At 61.8% G+C, this 16,280-nt stretch carries 12 protein-coding genes; 2 read left to right on the forward strand and 10 right to left on the reverse strand.

The annotated features are described in order from the left end of the window. Positions 1 to 378: 378 nt before the first annotated feature. The 6 genes from hglS to PMI25_RS24140 all read right to left on the reverse strand — a co-directional run bounded on the left by hglS (position 379) and on the right by PMI25_RS24140 (position 8,211). Complete coding sequence (hglS, locus tag PMI25_RS24115; RefSeq protein ID WP_007968893.1) at positions 379 to 1,767, reverse strand: 2-oxoadipate dioxygenase/decarboxylase HglS; 1,389 nt, start codon at positions 1,765 to 1,767, stop codon at positions 379 to 381. Positions 1,768 to 1,855: 88 nt separating this feature from the next. Then, positions 1,856 to 3,076 (reverse strand): glycolate oxidase subunit GlcF, encoded by a 1,221-nt coding sequence (glcF, locus tag PMI25_RS24120; protein WP_007968895.1) that lies wholly within the window; start codon positions 3,074 to 3,076, stop codon positions 1,856 to 1,858. Between the two features lie 2 nt (positions 3,077 to 3,078). Further along, on the reverse strand, positions 3,079 to 4,128 hold the full coding sequence (glcE, locus tag PMI25_RS24125) for a glycolate oxidase subunit GlcE (protein WP_007968899.1): 1,050 nt from the start codon (positions 4,126 to 4,128) through the stop codon (positions 3,079 to 3,081). After that, positions 4,128 to 5,627: a glycolate oxidase subunit GlcD gene (gene glcD / locus PMI25_RS24130; RefSeq protein WP_007968900.1), complete on the reverse strand. Its 1,500-nt coding sequence runs from the start codon at positions 5,625 to 5,627 to the stop codon at positions 4,128 to 4,130. The genes glcE and glcD overlap by 1 nt, the downstream gene beginning before the upstream one ends. Before the next feature lie 184 nt (positions 5,628 to 5,811). Then, on the reverse strand, positions 5,812 to 6,738 hold the full coding sequence (locus PMI25_RS24135) for an alpha/beta fold hydrolase (RefSeq protein WP_007968901.1): 927 nt from the start codon (positions 6,736 to 6,738) through the stop codon (positions 5,812 to 5,814). A gap of 21 nt (positions 6,739 to 6,759) precedes the next feature. Beyond that, a complete protein-coding gene (locus PMI25_RS24140) occupies positions 6,760 to 8,211 on the reverse strand; it encodes a flavin-containing monooxygenase (protein WP_007968902.1) in 1,452 nt (483 codons plus the stop codon). 283 nt (positions 8,212 to 8,494) lie between these two features. Between PMI25_RS24140 and PMI25_RS24145 the strand changes: the two genes are divergently transcribed. Together PMI25_RS24145 and PMI25_RS24150 are read left to right on the forward strand one after the other, a co-directional pair. Then, positions 8,495 to 9,568: a diguanylate cyclase gene (locus PMI25_RS24145; protein ID WP_007968903.1), complete on the forward strand. Its 1,074-nt coding sequence runs from the start codon at positions 8,495 to 8,497 to the stop codon at positions 9,566 to 9,568. 207 nt (positions 9,569 to 9,775) lie between these two features. Beyond that, the gene (locus tag PMI25_RS24150; protein ID WP_007968904.1) at positions 9,776 to 11,011 is read left to right on the forward strand and encodes a M20/M25/M40 family metallo-hydrolase; all 1,236 of its coding nucleotides are present in this window, start codon (positions 9,776 to 9,778) and stop codon (positions 11,009 to 11,011) included. 552 nt (positions 11,012 to 11,563) lie between these two features. On the opposite strand, the gene PMI25_RS24155 is transcribed toward PMI25_RS24150, so the two are convergent. From PMI25_RS24155 to PMI25_RS24170, 4 genes are all read right to left on the reverse strand, one after another. Beyond that, positions 11,564 to 12,433, reverse strand: coding sequence for an isocitrate lyase/PEP mutase family protein (locus PMI25_RS24155; protein ID WP_007968750.1), 870 nt, complete (start codon positions 12,431 to 12,433; stop codon positions 11,564 to 11,566). A gap of 185 nt (positions 12,434 to 12,618) precedes the next feature. Beyond that, positions 12,619 to 13,653, reverse strand: coding sequence for an arginine N-succinyltransferase (gene astA / locus PMI25_RS24160; protein WP_007968752.1), 1,035 nt, complete (start codon positions 13,651 to 13,653; stop codon positions 12,619 to 12,621). 61 nt (positions 13,654 to 13,714) lie between these two features. Further along, positions 13,715 to 14,731, reverse strand: a complete 1,017-nt coding sequence (locus PMI25_RS24165; protein ID WP_007968754.1) for an arginine N-succinyltransferase — start codon at positions 14,729 to 14,731, stop codon at positions 13,715 to 13,717. A gap of 119 nt (positions 14,732 to 14,850) precedes the next feature. Beyond that, positions 14,851 to 16,200: an APC family permease gene (locus PMI25_RS24170; RefSeq protein WP_007968756.1), complete on the reverse strand. Its 1,350-nt coding sequence runs from the start codon at positions 16,198 to 16,200 to the stop codon at positions 14,851 to 14,853. Positions 16,201 to 16,280: the final 80 nt, after the last annotated feature.

Here is a 16,280-nt window from a genome sequence, read left to right on the forward strand (position 1 = left end):
CGTGCCAGGTTTGTCGAAGGTCCCGGCAACCGGGGGTGAAGTGGCTCTAGGCTGCGGTTTCGCCGATGTTTATTGCTGAATCGAGAGGGAAAGTGCGCAACTTCTTGCGCAGTACTGCGCAAGAAGTTGCGCACTTGGCTGTGAGCCACGCCAGTCAAGGCCTGCAGCGAGATGATCAGGTTTTTTTGCTGAACAAGTGCGCAAGAAGTTGCGCAGTAAGGCCAAGTGCCAGCGTCGAGCGTTTCGCGTTGTTGTCACGATTGCGCTAGAGGCAGCATTTGATTCTGTGGCGAGGGAGCTTGCTCCCGCTGGAGTGCGCAGCGCTCCCAAAACGAGGGCCGCTTCGCAGCCCAGCGGGAGCAAGCTCCCTCGCCACAGTCAGAACAGTTTCAGGTCCAAAACCTGGGCACACTCCTCAATTGAACGCCGCTGCGTCTCGGCATACAACCCCAATTCATTAATGGTCGCACGCCCCAGCGCCTGTTCAAACGCCTGGCGGTTCGAGTGTTCGCTATAGTGCGTCTGCGCGGCATCCCCAAGGTTCGACTGAAAAATCCCCGCCGCACTCACCGGCAGGAAATCTTCGTACACCAACGGTTCAGCTTTCACATGGCCCTCGCGGAGCAAATCCTCCAGCGATGCCGACTTAAGGCTACCCGCCGCCAAGCCTTTTTCCGTAGGGAAATACCGAAAGTACGCCAGCTCCTGTGCGCGCATGCCCTCGACGCTGTCAGGAAATTCGCCAAAGTGCTGAGTCATCAGCGCGTTGTAGCGTGCGGCGTTGCCTTCGTTGGGGAAGTCGCCGAGTTCATCGCGTGCTGCATTCAGCAAGCGGTCATACAGCGCCCGACCCTTGGGCGTCAGCGCCGCGCCACGTTGTTCGATCTCGCCGAAGCGCGCGCTGTGGCTGCCTTGAGTGCCAATCTGGTCAGTGAAGGCAATCGGCTCGTCGAGCGCCTTGAAACTGGTCTGGCGCAGCAGGATCGGACATTGCCGGCGCGGTGGCCCTTCGATTACCGCTTTCGGGGTGATGCCGTGCACCGGCATTTGCGCCTGAACCCTGTCGATGTCCAGCGTGCGCGGGGTCAGGTGATTGATGTGCGGGCCTTTGAACGCCACCACATCGGCGATCAGACGGTGCTGAGCGCTGAGGGTCTGGTACTGCGCGGCGGTGACGGTTGCGCTGTGATGCCAGCGAAAGGTTTCCAGTGCCTGCAGGACAAATTCCTCCGCTTCATCCTCATTCAGCCCACCGGCTGACTCAGCCTGCTCGATCAGACGCAATGCCGCAGGGGTGAAGATCGAACGCTGATTCAGTACCGATTCGGCAAACGCCCGCAGTTCGGGATCCTCGATCAGTTCCAGGCGCAGCAACGAGGTGAACACCCGAAACGGACTGACCTGCAGCGCCGCTTCATGCACCGCGCGAAACGCCGTGGAGTGCACCGGCACGCCCGCCGGGGTCAGGTCGTAATAACCCACCGGTTGCATGCCCATCACCGCGAACAAACGGGCGAGGGTCGCCAGCTCTGTAGCCGTGCCGACGCGGATGGCGCCGTGGCGCTCCATGTCCAGGCGCGCGATTTCACCGGTGCTGTCGAGCTGCCGTGCGATGTCCGGCTGAGCGGCCAGCACTTCGCGGTTGGTCTGTTCCACCAACTCCATCAGCGCGCCGTACAACGGCACTTCTTCGCGGTACATGTCGGACATCGCTCTGGAGAAGCGCTGGCGGATCAGGTCGGGGCTGACGAAAGGCTGCACGGTCATGAAAAAAATTCCTGCCACGGTCACGTAATGGATGGAGGAAAAGATCGCAGCCTTCGCTGGCGGCGGCAAACGAAGAATCCTACGAACTTCATTCTGCCAACGACTGATCCACCAGTTCGATCCAGTGCAGAACTTGCGTGCGTCCGGCGCCGGCCAGATGATTCTGGCAGCCGATGTTGGAGGTGACGATCAAGTCTGGACGATCGCTTTCCAAGGCGTTGAGGCGGTTGTCGCGCAGTTGCCGGGCGAGGGTCGGTTGGGTCAGCGAATAGGTGCCGGCCGAACCACAGCACAGATGCCCGTCCGGCACCGCCGTGAGGTTAAAACCCAGGCGGGTCAGCAGCGCCTCCACCGCGCCGCCCAGTTTCAGCGCATGTTGCAGGGTGCAGGGGCAATGCACGGCGATCCGCCGCTGGCTGGCAGCACACACTGTCTCCAGGGGTTCCTGCGCGAGAATCTGCACCAGATCCAGCGTCCGTTCGCTGATCTGCCGCGCCTTGTCGGCGTAGCGCGGATCCTTTGCCAGCAGATGCCCATAATCCTTGATGAACGCGCCGCAACCGCTGGCCGTCTGCACGATCGCTTCGGCACCGTTTTCCAGGTGTGGCCACCAGGCGTCGATGTTTTGCCGGGCGCGGTCGAGGCCTTTGGCCTGGGCGTCGAGGTGATAGTCCAAGGCACCACAACAACCGGCCTCGGCCACCGGCGTGACGCTGATCCCCAACCGATCGAGCACCCGCGCCGTTGCATCATTGGTGTTCGGCGACAGGCCCGGTTGCACGCAGCCTTCGAGCAGCAACACCCGACGCGCATGGCGCGGGGCAGGGCGTGTACCGGACGCTGGCGAGCGCTGCGGCAATTTGCTTTCGAACATTCGCGGCAGCAAGGGGCGGAACGTTGTACCAACGCGCAGCAAACCCTTGAACACGCCGGGATTTGGCGCCAGTGCGCGCAAGCCCTCGCGCAGCAGGCGTTGGGCGGCAGGGCGCGGCACGGCCTTGTCGACCACTGCCCGGCCGATGTCGAGCAGGTTGTGATAATCGACGCCGGAAGGGCAGGTGGTTTCGCAATTGCGGCAGGACAGGCAGCGATCCAGATGCAGTTGTGTCTGCTCGGTAGCGGGTGCGCCTTCTAGCACTTGCTTGATCAGATAGATGCGTCCGCGCGGCCCGTCGAGTTCATCGCCGAGCAATTGATACGTTGGGCAGGTGGCGTTGCAGAACCCGCAATGCACGCAGGTGCGGAGGATTTTTTCCGCCTCGGCGGCACGCGGCAGTTGTCGGGCTTGTTCGCTGAGGGTGGTTTGCATGGCTAGAACTCCGCGTACATCCGGCCGGGGTTGAACAGCCCTTGCGGGTCGAGTTGCGCCTTGAGTTGCCGGTGATAACGCATGAGCGCCGGGGCTAGCGGCTGGAACGGCGTGTCGCTGGCGCCATGGGTAAAGCAGGTGGCGTGGCCGCCGAGTTCCTGAGCAAGAATCTGGATGTGCTCGTGATCGGACTTCAGCCAGCGTTGCGCGCCGGCCCAGTCGATCAGTTGCTGGCCGGGCAAATCCTGTGGCCCGAGATTGTTCGGCAGCGACAGGCGCCACAGCGGCAGGCCCTCATCGAAAAAGCTCAGGCGTTGCTCGTTCAAGTCACGCCAGAACGTCGAATCCAGTGGGTCGCCGCCAAGCCGTTGATGCGCGGCGGTGACCGAGCCTTCGCCGCCCTCAAGGCGCAGATACAGGCTTTGCCCGTCATGACAGGCGCCGCTGATCGGCAACGGTTGCTGGCCCCATTCGGCCAACCTGGCCAGCGCCCGCGCGCAATCGATATCGAGGCGGATGCTCAGGCATTGACGCGGTTTCGGCAGGACTTTCAGCGAAACTTCGGTCAGCACGCCGAGGCAACCGAAACTGCCGGTCAACAGGCGCGACAGGTCGTAGCCGGCGACGTTTTTCATCACTTCGCCACCGAAGCGCAAGTGCTCGCCGAGACCGGTGATGACCCGGGTGCCGAGGACAAAATCGCGCACCGAACCGGACCATGGCCGCCGTGGCCCGGACAGTCCGCTGGCGATCATCCCGCCGACAGTGGCGCCTTCACCGAAGGCCGGCGGCTCGCACGGCAGCATCTGCCCGGCCGCGTCGAGCGCCGCGAGCAGCTCGCGCAACGGCGTGCCGGCGCGCACGCTGACCACCAGCTCGGTCGGTTCATAGCGCACGATGCCGCGATGCGCGCGGACGTCGAGCACTTCACCGGCCACTTCGCGGCCGAGAAACGCCTTGCTGTTGCCGCCCTGGATTTTCAGCGGCGTGGCGTTGGCCCGGGCCTGGTTGACCTGCTCGAGCAGCGCGCCGCTGGCGTCGACGTCAACCATCAGAAACGCTCCAGTTCGGGGAATGGCAGTTGCCCGGCATGAATGTGCATCGCGCCGAATTCGGCGCAGCGATGCAGGGTCGGGATGTTCTTGCCGGGGTTGAGCAGGCCTTGCGGGTCGAACGCGGCTTTGACCGCGTGGAACAGGCTCAGCTCAGCGCTGTTGAACTGCGCGCACATCTGATTGATTTTCTCGCGGCCGACCCCGTGTTCACCGGTGATGCTGCCGCCAACCTGCACGCACAGTTCGAGAATCTTCCCGCCTAACGCTTCGGCGCGATGCAGTTCGCCGGGCTGGTTGGCGTCGAACAGAATCAGCGGGTGCATGTTGCCGTCGCCGGCATGAAACACGTTGGCCACGCGCAAGCCGTATTCGGCGCCGAGGCGGGCGATGCCGTGCAACACGCCGGGCAATTCGCGGCGCGGGATGGTGCCGTCCATGCAGTAGTAATCCGGCGACAAGCGACCAATGGCCGGAAAGGCGTTTTTGCGCCCGGCCCAGAAGCGCACACGCTCGGCTTCATCGCGGGCCTGCCGCACTTCGCTGGCGCCGGCCTGAAGCATGACCTCGCGCACCCGCAGGCAATCGTCGTGGACATCGGCTTCGACGCCATCGAGTTCGCACAGCAGGATCGCCTCGGCATCCACCGGGTAACCGGCGTGGATGAAGTCTTCAGCGGCGCGGATCGCCAGGTTGTCCATCATCTCCAGGCCGCCGGGAATGATCCCCGCGGCGATGATGTCGGCCACGGCGCGGCCCGCCTTTTCCACCGAGTCGAAACTGGCCAGCAAGACTTTGGCGAGCTGCGGTTTGGGCAGCAATTTGACCGTGACTTCGGTGATGATCCCCAGCAGACCTTCGGAGCCGGTAAACAGCGCAAGCAGATCGAAACCCGGCGCATCGAGCGCCTCGCTGCCCAGCGTCAGGCGTTCGCCTTCGATGGTCAGCACTTCGATTTTCAGCAGATTGTGCACGGTCAGACCGTACTTGAGGCAATGCACGCCACCGGCGTTTTCCGCGACGTTGCCGCCGATCGAGCAGGCAATCTGCGACGACGGATCCGGCGCGTAATACAGGCCGTACGGCGCAGCGGCCTGGGAGATCGCCAGATTGCGCACCCCGGGCTGAACCCGCGCGGTACGGGCCGCCGGGTCGATGTGCAGGATGTTGTTGAAGCGCGCCATCACCAGCAGCAGGCCTTTTTCCAGCGGCAGCGCGCCGCCCGACAACCCGGTGCCGGCACCACGGGCCACCACCGGTACGTTGTGTTGATGGCAGAGCTTGAGCAGGGGTTGTACCTGATCGAGTCGCCGGGGCAGGGCCACCAGCATCGGCGTGGTGCGATAGGCCGACAGACCGTCGCATTCGTACGGCTTGAGTTCGTCTTCGCGCCAGAGCAGGTCGAGATCCGGGAGGGCGCGCTGCAGGGTTTTCAGCAGCTCGGCCTTGTTCACTTCCGGTAGCGGACCGTCGAGGCGTTCGTCGTAGAGAATGTTCATTTCGACCTTCCGAACCTATGCCGCCAAGAGAGCTTTTTGTGGCGAGGGAGCTTGCTCCCGCTGGGCTGCGCAGCAGACCTGAGATCGATGCCGTGTCGAGACAGGCTAGTCGCATTCGCAGGATCAAGGCCGCTTCGTGCCCCAGCGGGAGCAAGCTCCCTCGCCACAATGACTGCTGTGGGTTTCATCGCTGATTACCCAGAAACTCCCGATACAACCGCGCGGTATTCCCCGGTTGTTCGACCATCGGCATGTGTCCGACACCGTCCCACACTTCGACCCGCAAATTGGCGATGCCCTTGCTCCACACCGGCACGCTGCTGACGTCGATCAAGCGGTCCTTGCGCCCCCACAGCAGTAGCGCCGGGCATTTGATCTCGGCCAGTTTCGGCTCCATGGGTGGGCTGGCGCGAAAGTCGCGGAAGATCTCTTCCAGTTCGTCACGCTGGCGTTCGTATCGCTGGGCGATGGCGTCCAGCACCAGCCCGGGCACCCACGGTGGCGAGGCCATGGTCATCGCGTAAAACTGGCGGAATTCCTCCCGGGAGTTGATCAGGAACGGGTTATGCCCACGGGCCAGATGGCGCTCCATGTCGCTGGCCTGCGGAGCAGTGACGCCGGCCGGGTCGATCAGCGCCACCGAGGCAATCCGCTCCGGATAAGTCGCTGCCAGCCATGCCGCGATGTAGCCACCCATCGAGTTGCCAATCACATGCACTTTCTCCACGCCGCAGACATCGAGCAACTGGATCATGCGCTTGGCCTGCAGCGCAATGTCGTAGCCGCCACCGGCCTTGAACCCGGTTTCCCCATGGCCGGCGATGTCCGGAATGATCACCCGGTACTGGCGGACAAAGTGCCTGGCGAAGCGCAGCCACAGGTTTTTTTCGGCGCTGAAGCCGTGCAGCATCAGAATCGCGCTGGCCGCCTCATAAGGGCCTCCTTGCCAGGTCGACACCGTCATTTCGGCAATCGGCACCTCGATTTTGTGCAACTTGTATAACTTGGCCTCAAGCGCCGTGCTCAGGTCATACAGCCAATGCCCGACCGCCGGGTAACTCAACCAGCTCCAGGCCACGAAAACCGCGAGAGCGACAAACAGCACAAGCATCGACGTCTTCCTTTTACGTGTTCAGGACAGAATGTGGTCAGCCGGTTTCAGCGCCCGGGTCAACCGGTAGTAGCTGAAACTGAAGCCCGGAAATATCGCGATCACATGACCGCTCTTGCTCTGATACCAACTGTGACAGCCGCCGGACTTCCACACCGTGCGTTCCATCTCACGGTGGATCATTGCAGTGTAGGTACGTTCCGCTTCGGGGCGCACTTCGATACTGCGCAGGCCTTTTGACTGCAGGGTGTGGATGCAGTCGAGGATGTAGTTCATCTGCGCTTCGATGATGAACAGTGCCGAGGTATGGCCGATGCCGGTGTTCGGGCCGGTGACGATAAACAGGTTGGGAAAGTCCGGCAGGCTGGTGCCCAGATAAGCGCGCGGGTACTGCGCCCAGACGTCCTTGAGTTGCACGCCGTGCTTGCCGGTCACCGGGTAGGAGACCACGCCGTCGGTGGCGTCATAGCCGGTCGACCAGACAATCAAATCGACGTCGATGTGCTGGCCGTCCGTGGTGGTGATCCCGGTTTCATCGATTTCGGCGATGCCTTGTTCGCGGCTGTGCAGCGTGACATTGGGCCGGGTCAGCGCCGGGTAATAGGTGCTGGAGAGCAGGATGCGCTTGCAGCCGATGGTGAAGTCCGGGGTGAGTTTTACGCGCAGTACCGGGTCCGGCACTTGTTGCTTGAGAAAACGCAGCGCCTGACGCTGAACCAGGTGAATTGCCGGTTTCGAATATTTGAAGGCGATCACCCGGGTTTCGAATTGCCAGTAGAGCAGCCAGCGCAGCAGCTTGTACGCCGGTTTGACACCCAGCAGCCAGCGCTGGAAAGGCCCGAACGTGCGATCGGCACGCGGCAGCACCCAATGTGGCGTGCGCTGGAACACGTGCAATTGCTCGACCTCGGCGGCAATCGCCGGAATCACCTGCGCGGCACTGGCGCCGCTGCCGACGATGGCCACGCGTTTACCGCGGTAGTCGTAGCTGTGATCCCAATTGTTGGTATGAAAAGTCTTGCCTTCAAAGCGATCCAGGCCGGGGAAGGAGGGGATCACCGGTTGGCTCAACGGCCCGGAGGCGTTGATCACGAACTGCGCGTAGAAAATCCCTTTGCTGGAGTGCACCGCCCAGCGCTTTTCGACGTCGTCCCATTCGATGCGTTCGACGTTGGTTTGCAGCTCCACGCGCTCGCGCAGGCCGAAGCGCTCGATGACGTGTTCGGTGTAGCGATGCAGTTCGGCCTGGGCGGCGAACATCTGTGTCCAGGGAAATGGCGCAAACGACAACGAGTAAAGCGGCGACGGCACATCCACCGCCGCACCGGGGTAGGTGTTCTGGCACCAGGTGCCGCCGAAAAAATCCCTTCTTTCCAGCAAGAGAAAATCGTCGATCCCGGCCTTGAGCAAGTTGACCGCCGCGCATTGGCCGCCAAATCCGCTGCCGATGATCAACACTCGGTAGGTCTGCATGGGCCTCCTTCTTATAGTCGTTTTTCCGTTTTCGTCCTTTCAGGTATAGCTAAAAATTTGCCGGGTGGGAGCGGGTTTGCTCCGGGCTACGTTCCGACGAAAGCGGAGTGTCAGACACAGGGATGTCTACTGGACGACCGCTTTCGCGAGCAAGCCCGCTCCCACAGTGGGATAAGTGGAGGCGGGTGGCTGGCCGGCGATAGCTATTTAACGGCTGCCTGTTAGACTTCCAGCACATCCGTCTGAGGGTGTGCGCAGGTTCCGTTGAGTGGTCGAGGCCCTTATGCGAAACAAGGGGGGAAAGGGACTTTCATTGGCCAGGAGGCTTTATACATCGCGAACCCTCGGGCTGGTGCTGGGGCTGTTGTGCGTGAGCGCGGCGATGTACCCGCTCGATCCGCCGCTGTGGGTCTGGGCGTTGATGCTGTTCAATGGCCTGCTCTGGCCACACCTGGCGTTTCAATGGGCCCGTCGTGCCAGCGTTCCTTACCATGCGGAACACCGCAATCTGTTGGTTGACGCCTTTATGGGCGGCTTCTGGGTCGCCGCCATGCACTTCAATCCATTGCCCAGTGCCACCACCGTTTCGATGATGGCGATGAATAATGTCGCCATCGGCGGTTTGCGTTTTCTCGCCGCAGGCCTGGCGGCGCAGATCCTCGGTATCGGCGTCGGCCTGGTGGTTTTCGCCCCGGCGTTCATCCCGCAAACTTCGCCTCTGCAGCTGTATGCGTGTCTGCCGTTGCTGATGCTGTACCCGCTGGCGCTGGGCTGGATCTGCTTTCGCCAGGCCTACACGCTGGGTCTGCACAAGCGTGAACTGCTGGCGCTGAGCCGCACCGACAGCCTTACCGGGCTGCTCAACCACGGCGCGTGGAAGGATCAACTGGAAATCGCCTTTCAACGTTGCCGCCGGCAGAAGCAGGGCGCAGCGATCGCGTTGATCGACATCGATCACTTCAAGGCGATCAACGACACCTACGGGCATGTGGCGGGTGACATCGTGCTGCGCCAGTTGAGCAAAATGCTCAAGCAGAACCTGCGCGCTGCGGACGTCGCCGGGCGCTATGGCGGCGACGAGTTTTGCGTGATCCTGCCCGACCTGCCGCTGTTCAATGCCGCGCAGGCGATGGAGGCCTTGCGCGAACGTTTTGCCACCCTGGGTTACGAGCAGAACCCGGCGCTCAAGGTCAGCCTGAGCATTGGTCTGGCGGCTTACGAACCGGCGCACGGCGATGCGACCCGTTGGCTCAATGATGCGGATCAGGCGCTGTATGAGGCCAAGGCGAGCGGGCGCAATCGGGTGATCTGCAACAGTGATGATCTGCCGAAGCAGGAACTGCTCGATTCGGTCTGACTGCTCACCACAATTCCCTGTGGGAGCGGGCTTGCTCGCGAAGGCATTCTGTCAGTGGCATTGATGTCGGCTGACACTTCGCTTTCGCGAGCAGGCTCGCTCCCACAGGTGTTCGGTGTCGGCGGCTCAGGTGTCGCATCCGCTATAGAGCCTTGCGTCGATGTAAGGTACGGTTCAATCCCCCCGACGCGAAACAAGGATCGATTCATGACGTTCTCATTTTCCCGCTCGCTGCTGGCCGCCAGTCTCGGCCTGTCCCTCGCCCTAAGTTCCGCCGGCGCCTTCGCCGAACCGCACAAGCAAGTGCTGGCCGACGCCGAGCAGTATCAACCCGAAGCCCTGAAACTGCTGGAACGGCTGGTCAACATCGACTCCGGTTCCGGTTATGAACCGGGCCTGAAACAAGTCAGCGAGATCGCCATCGATGAGCTGAAAAAGCTCGGCGCCACCATCGAACTGGTGCCCAATACCCCGGAAAAATCCAATCATGTGCTGGCCACCTTCAAAGGCACTGGCAAGGCAAAAATCCTTTTGATGGCGCACATGGACACGGTGTTCAAGGAAGGTTCCGCCGCCGAGCGCCCGTTTCACATCAAGGACGGTCGCGCCTACGGGCCGGGGGTGATGGACGACAAGGGCGGCATCGTCGCCGGGATCTACGCGCTGAAGATTCTGAAGAATCTGGACTTCAAGGACTACGCGCAAATCACCTTCCTGCTCGACGCCAGCGAAGAAACCGGTTCGGACGTCGCCACCGACCTGATCAAGAAAACCGCCAAGGCCCACGACGTGACCCTCAACCTCGAACCGGGGCGTCCGGCCGATGGCTTGGTGGTGTGGCGCAAGGGCAGCGCGACGGCGCTGGTCGAAGTCAAAGGCAAGGCTGCACACGCCGGGGTCGCGCCGGAACTGGGGCGTAACGCGGCGATGGAAGCGGCGCACCAGATTCTGCAATTGGGCAAACTCGGCGACGAAGCGAAGAAAACCACCATCAACTTCACCGTGCTCCAGGCCGGTGACCGCACCAACGTGATCCCGGATCACGCCACCGCCAAGGCTGACGTACGTGCGGCGGTGCCGGAAGAGTTCGACCGGATCGAGAAAGACTTGGCGCGAGTGTCGCAGGACAAGCTGATCGCCGAAACCGAAGTTACCACCAGCCTCAAACGCGGGCTGCCACCCATGCCACAAACGGCGGAGTCGGATCGCTTGATGGCCATGGCGCAAGGGATTTACGGCGAAATCGGCCGCAAGCTGACCGAAGAGGGCAGCGGTGGTGCGGCGGATGCCAGCCTGTCAGCCGGCGTGGGCACGCCGACGCTGGACGGTTTCGGGATTGTCGGCGGCAATATTCATACGCCGGAAGAATACGCCGAAGTGGCGAGCGTGACGCCGCGGATTTATCTGTTGTCGCGGATGATCATGGAGCTGGCCAAGCGCTGACTCCCTCGGATTGGCGGTGCTGCAACTGACGCCTTCGCGAGCAAGCTCGCTCCCACAATGGATCTGTGCCGAACACCAATGCTGTGTTCACTGAAGATCCACTGGGGGAGCGAGCTTGCTCGCGAAGGCGGCGGGTCAGGCTAAATGGATGTTGAATGTGCCGACGTCATCGCGAGCAGGCTCACTCCTACATGGGATCTGTGCCGAACACCAATGCTGTGTTCACTGAAGACCCACTGTGGGAGCGAGCTTGCTCGCGAAGGCGGCGGGTCAGGCTAAATGGGTGTTGAATGTGCCGACATCATCGCGAGCAGGCTCACTCCTACATGGGATCTGTGTTCAACACCATTGCTGTGTTCACTGAAGATCCACTGTGGGAGCGAGCTTGCTCGCGAAGGCGGCGGGTCAGGCTAAATGGATGTTGAATGTGCCGACGTCATCGCGAGCAGGCTCACTCCTACATGGGATCTGTGTTCAACACCAATACTGTGTTCACTGAAGATCCACTGTGGGAGCGAGCCTGCTCGCGAAGAGGCCAGTCCTGACCGCAGCTTATTCCTTGACGCTCATGTATTCCTTCGCCCAGAGAATGTAATCCTCAGGCTGGGTATAGGTGTGCGTCAGTTCGGTGGCGCTCAGGTCCGAGGCCTGGGTGAAGATCTGGCGTTGTTCGCGCAGGCTGTCGTAGGTGGCCTTGATCGCCGCGAAGTACGCGCCATGGCCGTCGATGGTCACGCGTACGCCGAGTTCGGCCAGGCGCTTGTCGTCGCGCAGCGCAGGGTTGCCGTAGGTGACCAGCATCAGCGGCACCGTCAGGTGTTCGGCGATTTGCTCGAGCTGATCGAAGTCCTGCACCCCGACCATGCAGATGCCATCGGCACCAGCGGCCTGGTATTGCTTGGTGCGGCTGATGATTTCCTGATTCGGCAGGATCCCGGCGTTGGTGCGGGCGATGATTGCCATTTCCGAATCGACCCGGGCTTCCAGCGCCGCGCGGATCTTGCCGACGCCTTCAGCGACCGAAATCAGGTCTGTGGATTTGCGGCCGAATTGCGCCGGCAGCAGGGTGTCTTCGATGGTCAGGGCGGCGACGCCGGCGCGTTCCAGTTCAACGATGGTGCGCATCACGTTGAGGGCGTTGCCGTAGCCGTGGTCGGCGTCGGCGATCACTGGCAGTTGGGCGACGCGGCCGATGCGGGTGGCCTGTTCGGCGAACTCGCTGAGGGTGATCAGGGCAAAGTCGGGGGCGCCGAGCACCTGCAATGAGGCCACGGAGCCGCCGAGGATCCCCACTTCAAAACCCAGGTCGGCGGCAATGCGCGCGGACATCGGGTCGAACACCGAGGCGGTGTGGTAGCAGGTGTCGGAAGCCAGCAATTGACGGAAGTTACGGCGCAAATCTTGATGGGAAAGCCTGGTCATACGAGTTCCACCAATACAAAGGAATGGAACGGCTTGAGCAAAGGTGTCAACGCCGAAGAATGAAAAGGCTATCACGCGAATGGGTCAAGGTTCATGACGAATTTGCGAGTGAGGCGTTGATGAAGGATCCAGCGGCTGAAAGGTTTCATCGGCAGTCAGCGGATTTTCACTGGCAAAACCGCGGATCAGGCGGCTACCGCCTGTTGCTGTTGCCTGGGCAGCAGCACCGCGCGTACCGAATTGCCCGGTTGCAACTGCAAGCGCTTGGCGGTGAGGCGATCGACCACCAGGCTATTGCCGACCAGACGACCGGGGGCCACGGTGATGCGGCAGTTCTCCAGGCGCCGGTTATGGATCAGCCACAACGGTGCCTGATCGTCCGGTGTGCCGAGGCTCAGGGTCAGCGCCAGGCTGTCGCGCACGGTACGAATGCTGCCGATCGGCGCCTCGATCACCGGGCCACCGTCGAAGATGTCGATGTAGCCCTTATGCGTGAAGCCTTCTGCACGCAGGATCTTCAGCGCCGGTTCGGTGTTGGGGTGCGGCTGGCCGATGACGGCTTGTGCCTGCTCGGTGAGCATGCAGGTGTACAACGGCTGGCGCGGCATCAGCTCAGCGATGAACGACTTGTTGCCCAGCCCCGACAAGTGGTCGGCATGGCTGAAGTCCATCTTGAAAAAGTGTCGGCCCAGGCTGTCCCAGAACGGCGAGCAGCCGAGTTCATCGGCACTGCCACGCAGTTCGGCAATCATCTTTTCGCCAAACAACTGCGGGAATTCGGCCACGAACAGCAGGCGCCCCAACGACAGGAGCCGACCATTGCTGCCTTGGCGGTGTTGCGGGTGCAGGAACAGCGAACACAGCTCCGACTGGCCGGTCAGTTCATTGTTGAGAAACAGTGTGGGGATCTGCCGCGAAATGCCGAGATCCGGTGCCGAACTCACAGTCAGACCGACCCGGTAGTTGTACCACGGCTCGCGCAGGCCTACTGCGCCGGTCAGGGCGCTGACACCGACCACCCGCAGGTCGTCGTCTTCGAGCACGAACAGATAATCGGCGTCGGCCCGTTCAACCTGTTCGGCGAACGCGCGCTGAGCCCAGCGCACCCGGTGGGCGAGGCGATCCTCATTGGCCGGCAGGGTCGTAAACCCCGGACCGGCCTGTTGCACCAGGGTCATCAGCGCTGGCAGGTCGCTGACTTTGACCGGACGGACGATCATGCGGGAACTCCTTGTACGCGCCTGTTCGGGCACTGTCGTTGGGTAGGCAACCGGGCGCGGTTCACAGGGCTGTCAGCCTGACCGTGCTGCCATCGGTGACTTTCAGCGCCGCGCACAGTGCCGGCGTCAGCGACAGCGGTTGATCGGGCTGGTAGTCCAGTTCGGCGACGATGGCCCGGAATCCGTGCAGGGCGTCGTTGCTCAGCAGGTAATGGCCACGGGCGTCGATCTGCGCTTGCTGGCGGACGGTGACGGTCTGGCTGCGGGCGATCGAACGGATGTTCGCGGTGCGCGCATACAGGGTCGGACCGGCGTCGAACAGGTCGATGTAGCTGTTGGTTTCAAAGCCTTCGCGTTCGAGGATGTCGAAGGCTTCCTGGCCGTCCGGGTGAATCCGGCCAATGCATTCCTGCGCTGCCAGAGGCAGCATCGGTACGTAAATCGGGTATTGCGGCATCAGTTCGGCGAGAAACGTGCGGCTTTGCAGACCGCACAGGCGCTCGGCCTCGACGTAGGGCAGATCGAAGAAGTGCTTGCCCAGTGCGTCCCAGAACGGCGAATGACCGTTCTCATCGCTGTAGCCGACGATCTCGGTGATCACCGCCTCGGCGAAACGTTGTGCATGAGCGGCGATGAACAGCAGCCGCGCCCGTGACAGCAATTCGGAAAAGGCGCTGCGCACCAACGCGTTGTCGATGTGAAAACCGCGCAGCAGGGTGTGGTCGTTGAGGTCGTGACACAACGACAGCGCCGGCACCCCGTGTTCAATGTTCAACTCCCGCGAGGCACTGGTGAAGTGGCGGTTGCGCAGGCTGTAGAACGGTTCGTTGAAACCGGCAGTAGCGAGGATCTCCGAGCAGCCGACCAGCCGCTGAGTGTCGAGGTCTTCCAGCACGAAGAAGTAGTTCTCCGGGCCTTGCGCCTGAATGTCGCTGGCGAACGAGGCGCAGGAGCCGGCGATTTTATCCCGCAGGCGCTCGCTGTCATCCGGCAGCGACGTGACGCCGACCAGGCTGTCGCGGGCCAGCTGCTGCAATTGCGGCAGGTCGGTTGTCTCGACTGGGCGTAAGACCAGCATGGATGCACTCCTGTATCAAAGGGTCCGGTGATCCCCACCGAACCTGACTATCACTGTCGGTTGCCACGCTTTAAAGCGGCGGTCGCCTGATTTGTTGTCAGACGCCGCTCTTTTTCTTGTCAGCCATTGCTCGGGTCAGGCAGCGCGGTGCTGGCGCCGAGCTTGTTCAGGAAGAACAGATACACCAGACCCAGTGCGATCCAGATCAGGCCGAGTTTCTGCGCATCGACGCCCATGTTGTACATGATGGCGGCGACGATGATGAAGCCGATCACCGGGCAGATCAGATGGCGCACGACCTGACCGGACTTCTGCCGACGCCAGTAGTAGTTGATCACTGTCAGGTGCAGCAGCATGAAACCGCTGAGGGCACCGAAGTTGACCAGCGAGGTCAGGGTGTCGACCGAATTGATGAACAGGTAGCAGATCACCAGCGACAGCACCGCCACCAGATAAATGCTCAGGTACGGGGTGTTGTGCTTCGGGTGCACCTTGGCCAGCACTTTCGGCAACTTGCCATCGCGAGCCATGCCGAACAGCAGGCGCGACACCGCGGCCTGCGAGGTGATCGCCACGGCGACGCCCCAGGCCAACGCGGTCGCCACGCCGGTTAATGTCGCCAGCCAGTTGCCGGCAGCGATTTCGGCGATTTCATAGAACGCGGTGTCGGCGGACTTGAAGCCCATGCCGGCGGCCAGATCGGTGGCGATCCAGGTCTGCACGACGAAAATCACCCCCATCACCACCAGAGTGATCAGCGCTGCGCGGCCGACGCTTTTGCCCGGATCGCCCTTGATTTCTTCGGCGAGGGTCGAGATCGCATCGAAGCCAAGGAACGACAGCACCGCAATCGACACCGCTTGCATCAGCAGGGCGAAGTTGAACGTTTCCGGGTGATACAGGGGCGCCAGGGTCAGCTCGCCGTTGCCGCCGCCGTTGTGCAGGGCGTTCCAGGCGTAGAACAGGAAGATTCCCAGTACCACCAGCTGTGCCAGCAGGAAGATGATGTTCATCCGCGCGGTGAAGGTGATCCCGCGCAGGTTGACGAACGTCGCGCTGACCAGGAACGCCAGAATGAAGCCGACCTTCGGAATGTCCGGGTACAGATGGTTCAGCGCCATCGCCGCGTAGACGTACAGCAGCGGTGGAATCAGCAGGTAGTCGAGCAGCATCAGCCAGCCGGCGATGAAACCGACGTGTTGATTGAGGCCGCGTTGCGCGTAGGAATACACCGAGCCTGCGATCGGAAACGCCTTGGCCATGCTGCCATAGCTCAGCGCGGTGAACAGCATCGCCACCATGCCGATGATGTAGGCCAGCGGCACCATCCCGGGTGCCTCGGCATTCACGTAGCCATACACGCCAAACGGGGCGATGGGGATCATGAAGATCATCCCGTACACCACCAGATCGGTCAGCGTCAGGCTACGTTTCAACTCCTGTTTGTAGCCGAACTCTTCTATTTCCATGAAGCGCAACTCCTTGTCAGCCTATCCAGCGTTTTAGTTGTTATGTCGATCCATCGTTACAGCGTCAGCAGTCTTGCAGC

This window comes from Pseudomonas sp. GM30 (assembly GCF_000282275.2).
Classification (GTDB): domain Bacteria; phylum Pseudomonadota; class Gammaproteobacteria; order Pseudomonadales; family Pseudomonadaceae; genus Aquipseudomonas.

What these genes read in the sequence shown, in the direction of transcription:
- hglS (WP_007968893.1), bottom strand. Translation starts at nt 1,767, where the DNA reads ATGACCGTGCAGCCTTTCGTCAGCCCCGACCTGATCCGCCAGCGCTTC.
- glcF (WP_007968895.1), bottom strand. Translation starts at nt 3,076, where the DNA reads ATGCAAACCACCCTCAGCGAACAAGCCCGACAACTGCCGCGTGCCGCC.
- glcE (WP_007968899.1), bottom strand. Translation starts at nt 4,128, where the DNA reads ATGGTTGACGTCGACGCCAGCGGCGCGCTGCTCGAGCAGGTCAACCAG.
- glcD (WP_007968900.1), bottom strand. Translation starts at nt 5,627, where the DNA reads ATGAACATTCTCTACGACGAACGCCTCGACGGTCCGCTACCGGAAGTG.
- PMI25_RS24135 (WP_007968901.1), bottom strand. Translation starts at nt 6,738, where the DNA reads ATGCTTGTGCTGTTTGTCGCTCTCGCGGTTTTCGTGGCCTGGAGCTGG.
- PMI25_RS24140 (WP_007968902.1), bottom strand. Translation starts at nt 8,211, where the DNA reads ATGCAGACCTACCGAGTGTTGATCATCGGCAGCGGATTTGGCGGCCAA.
- PMI25_RS24145 (WP_007968903.1), top strand. Translation starts at nt 8,495, where the DNA reads ATGCGAAACAAGGGGGGAAAGGGACTTTCATTGGCCAGGAGGCTTTAT.
- PMI25_RS24150 (WP_007968904.1), top strand. Translation starts at nt 9,776, where the DNA reads ATGACGTTCTCATTTTCCCGCTCGCTGCTGGCCGCCAGTCTCGGCCTG.
- PMI25_RS24155 (WP_007968750.1), bottom strand. Translation starts at nt 12,433, where the DNA reads ATGACCAGGCTTTCCCATCAAGATTTGCGCCGTAACTTCCGTCAATTG.
- astA (WP_007968752.1), bottom strand. Translation starts at nt 13,653, where the DNA reads ATGATCGTCCGTCCGGTCAAAGTCAGCGACCTGCCAGCGCTGATGACC.
- PMI25_RS24165 (WP_007968754.1), bottom strand. Translation starts at nt 14,731, where the DNA reads ATGCTGGTCTTACGCCCAGTCGAGACAACCGACCTGCCGCAATTGCAG.
- PMI25_RS24170 (WP_007968756.1), bottom strand. Translation starts at nt 16,200, where the DNA reads ATGGAAATAGAAGAGTTCGGCTACAAACAGGAGTTGAAACGTAGCCTG.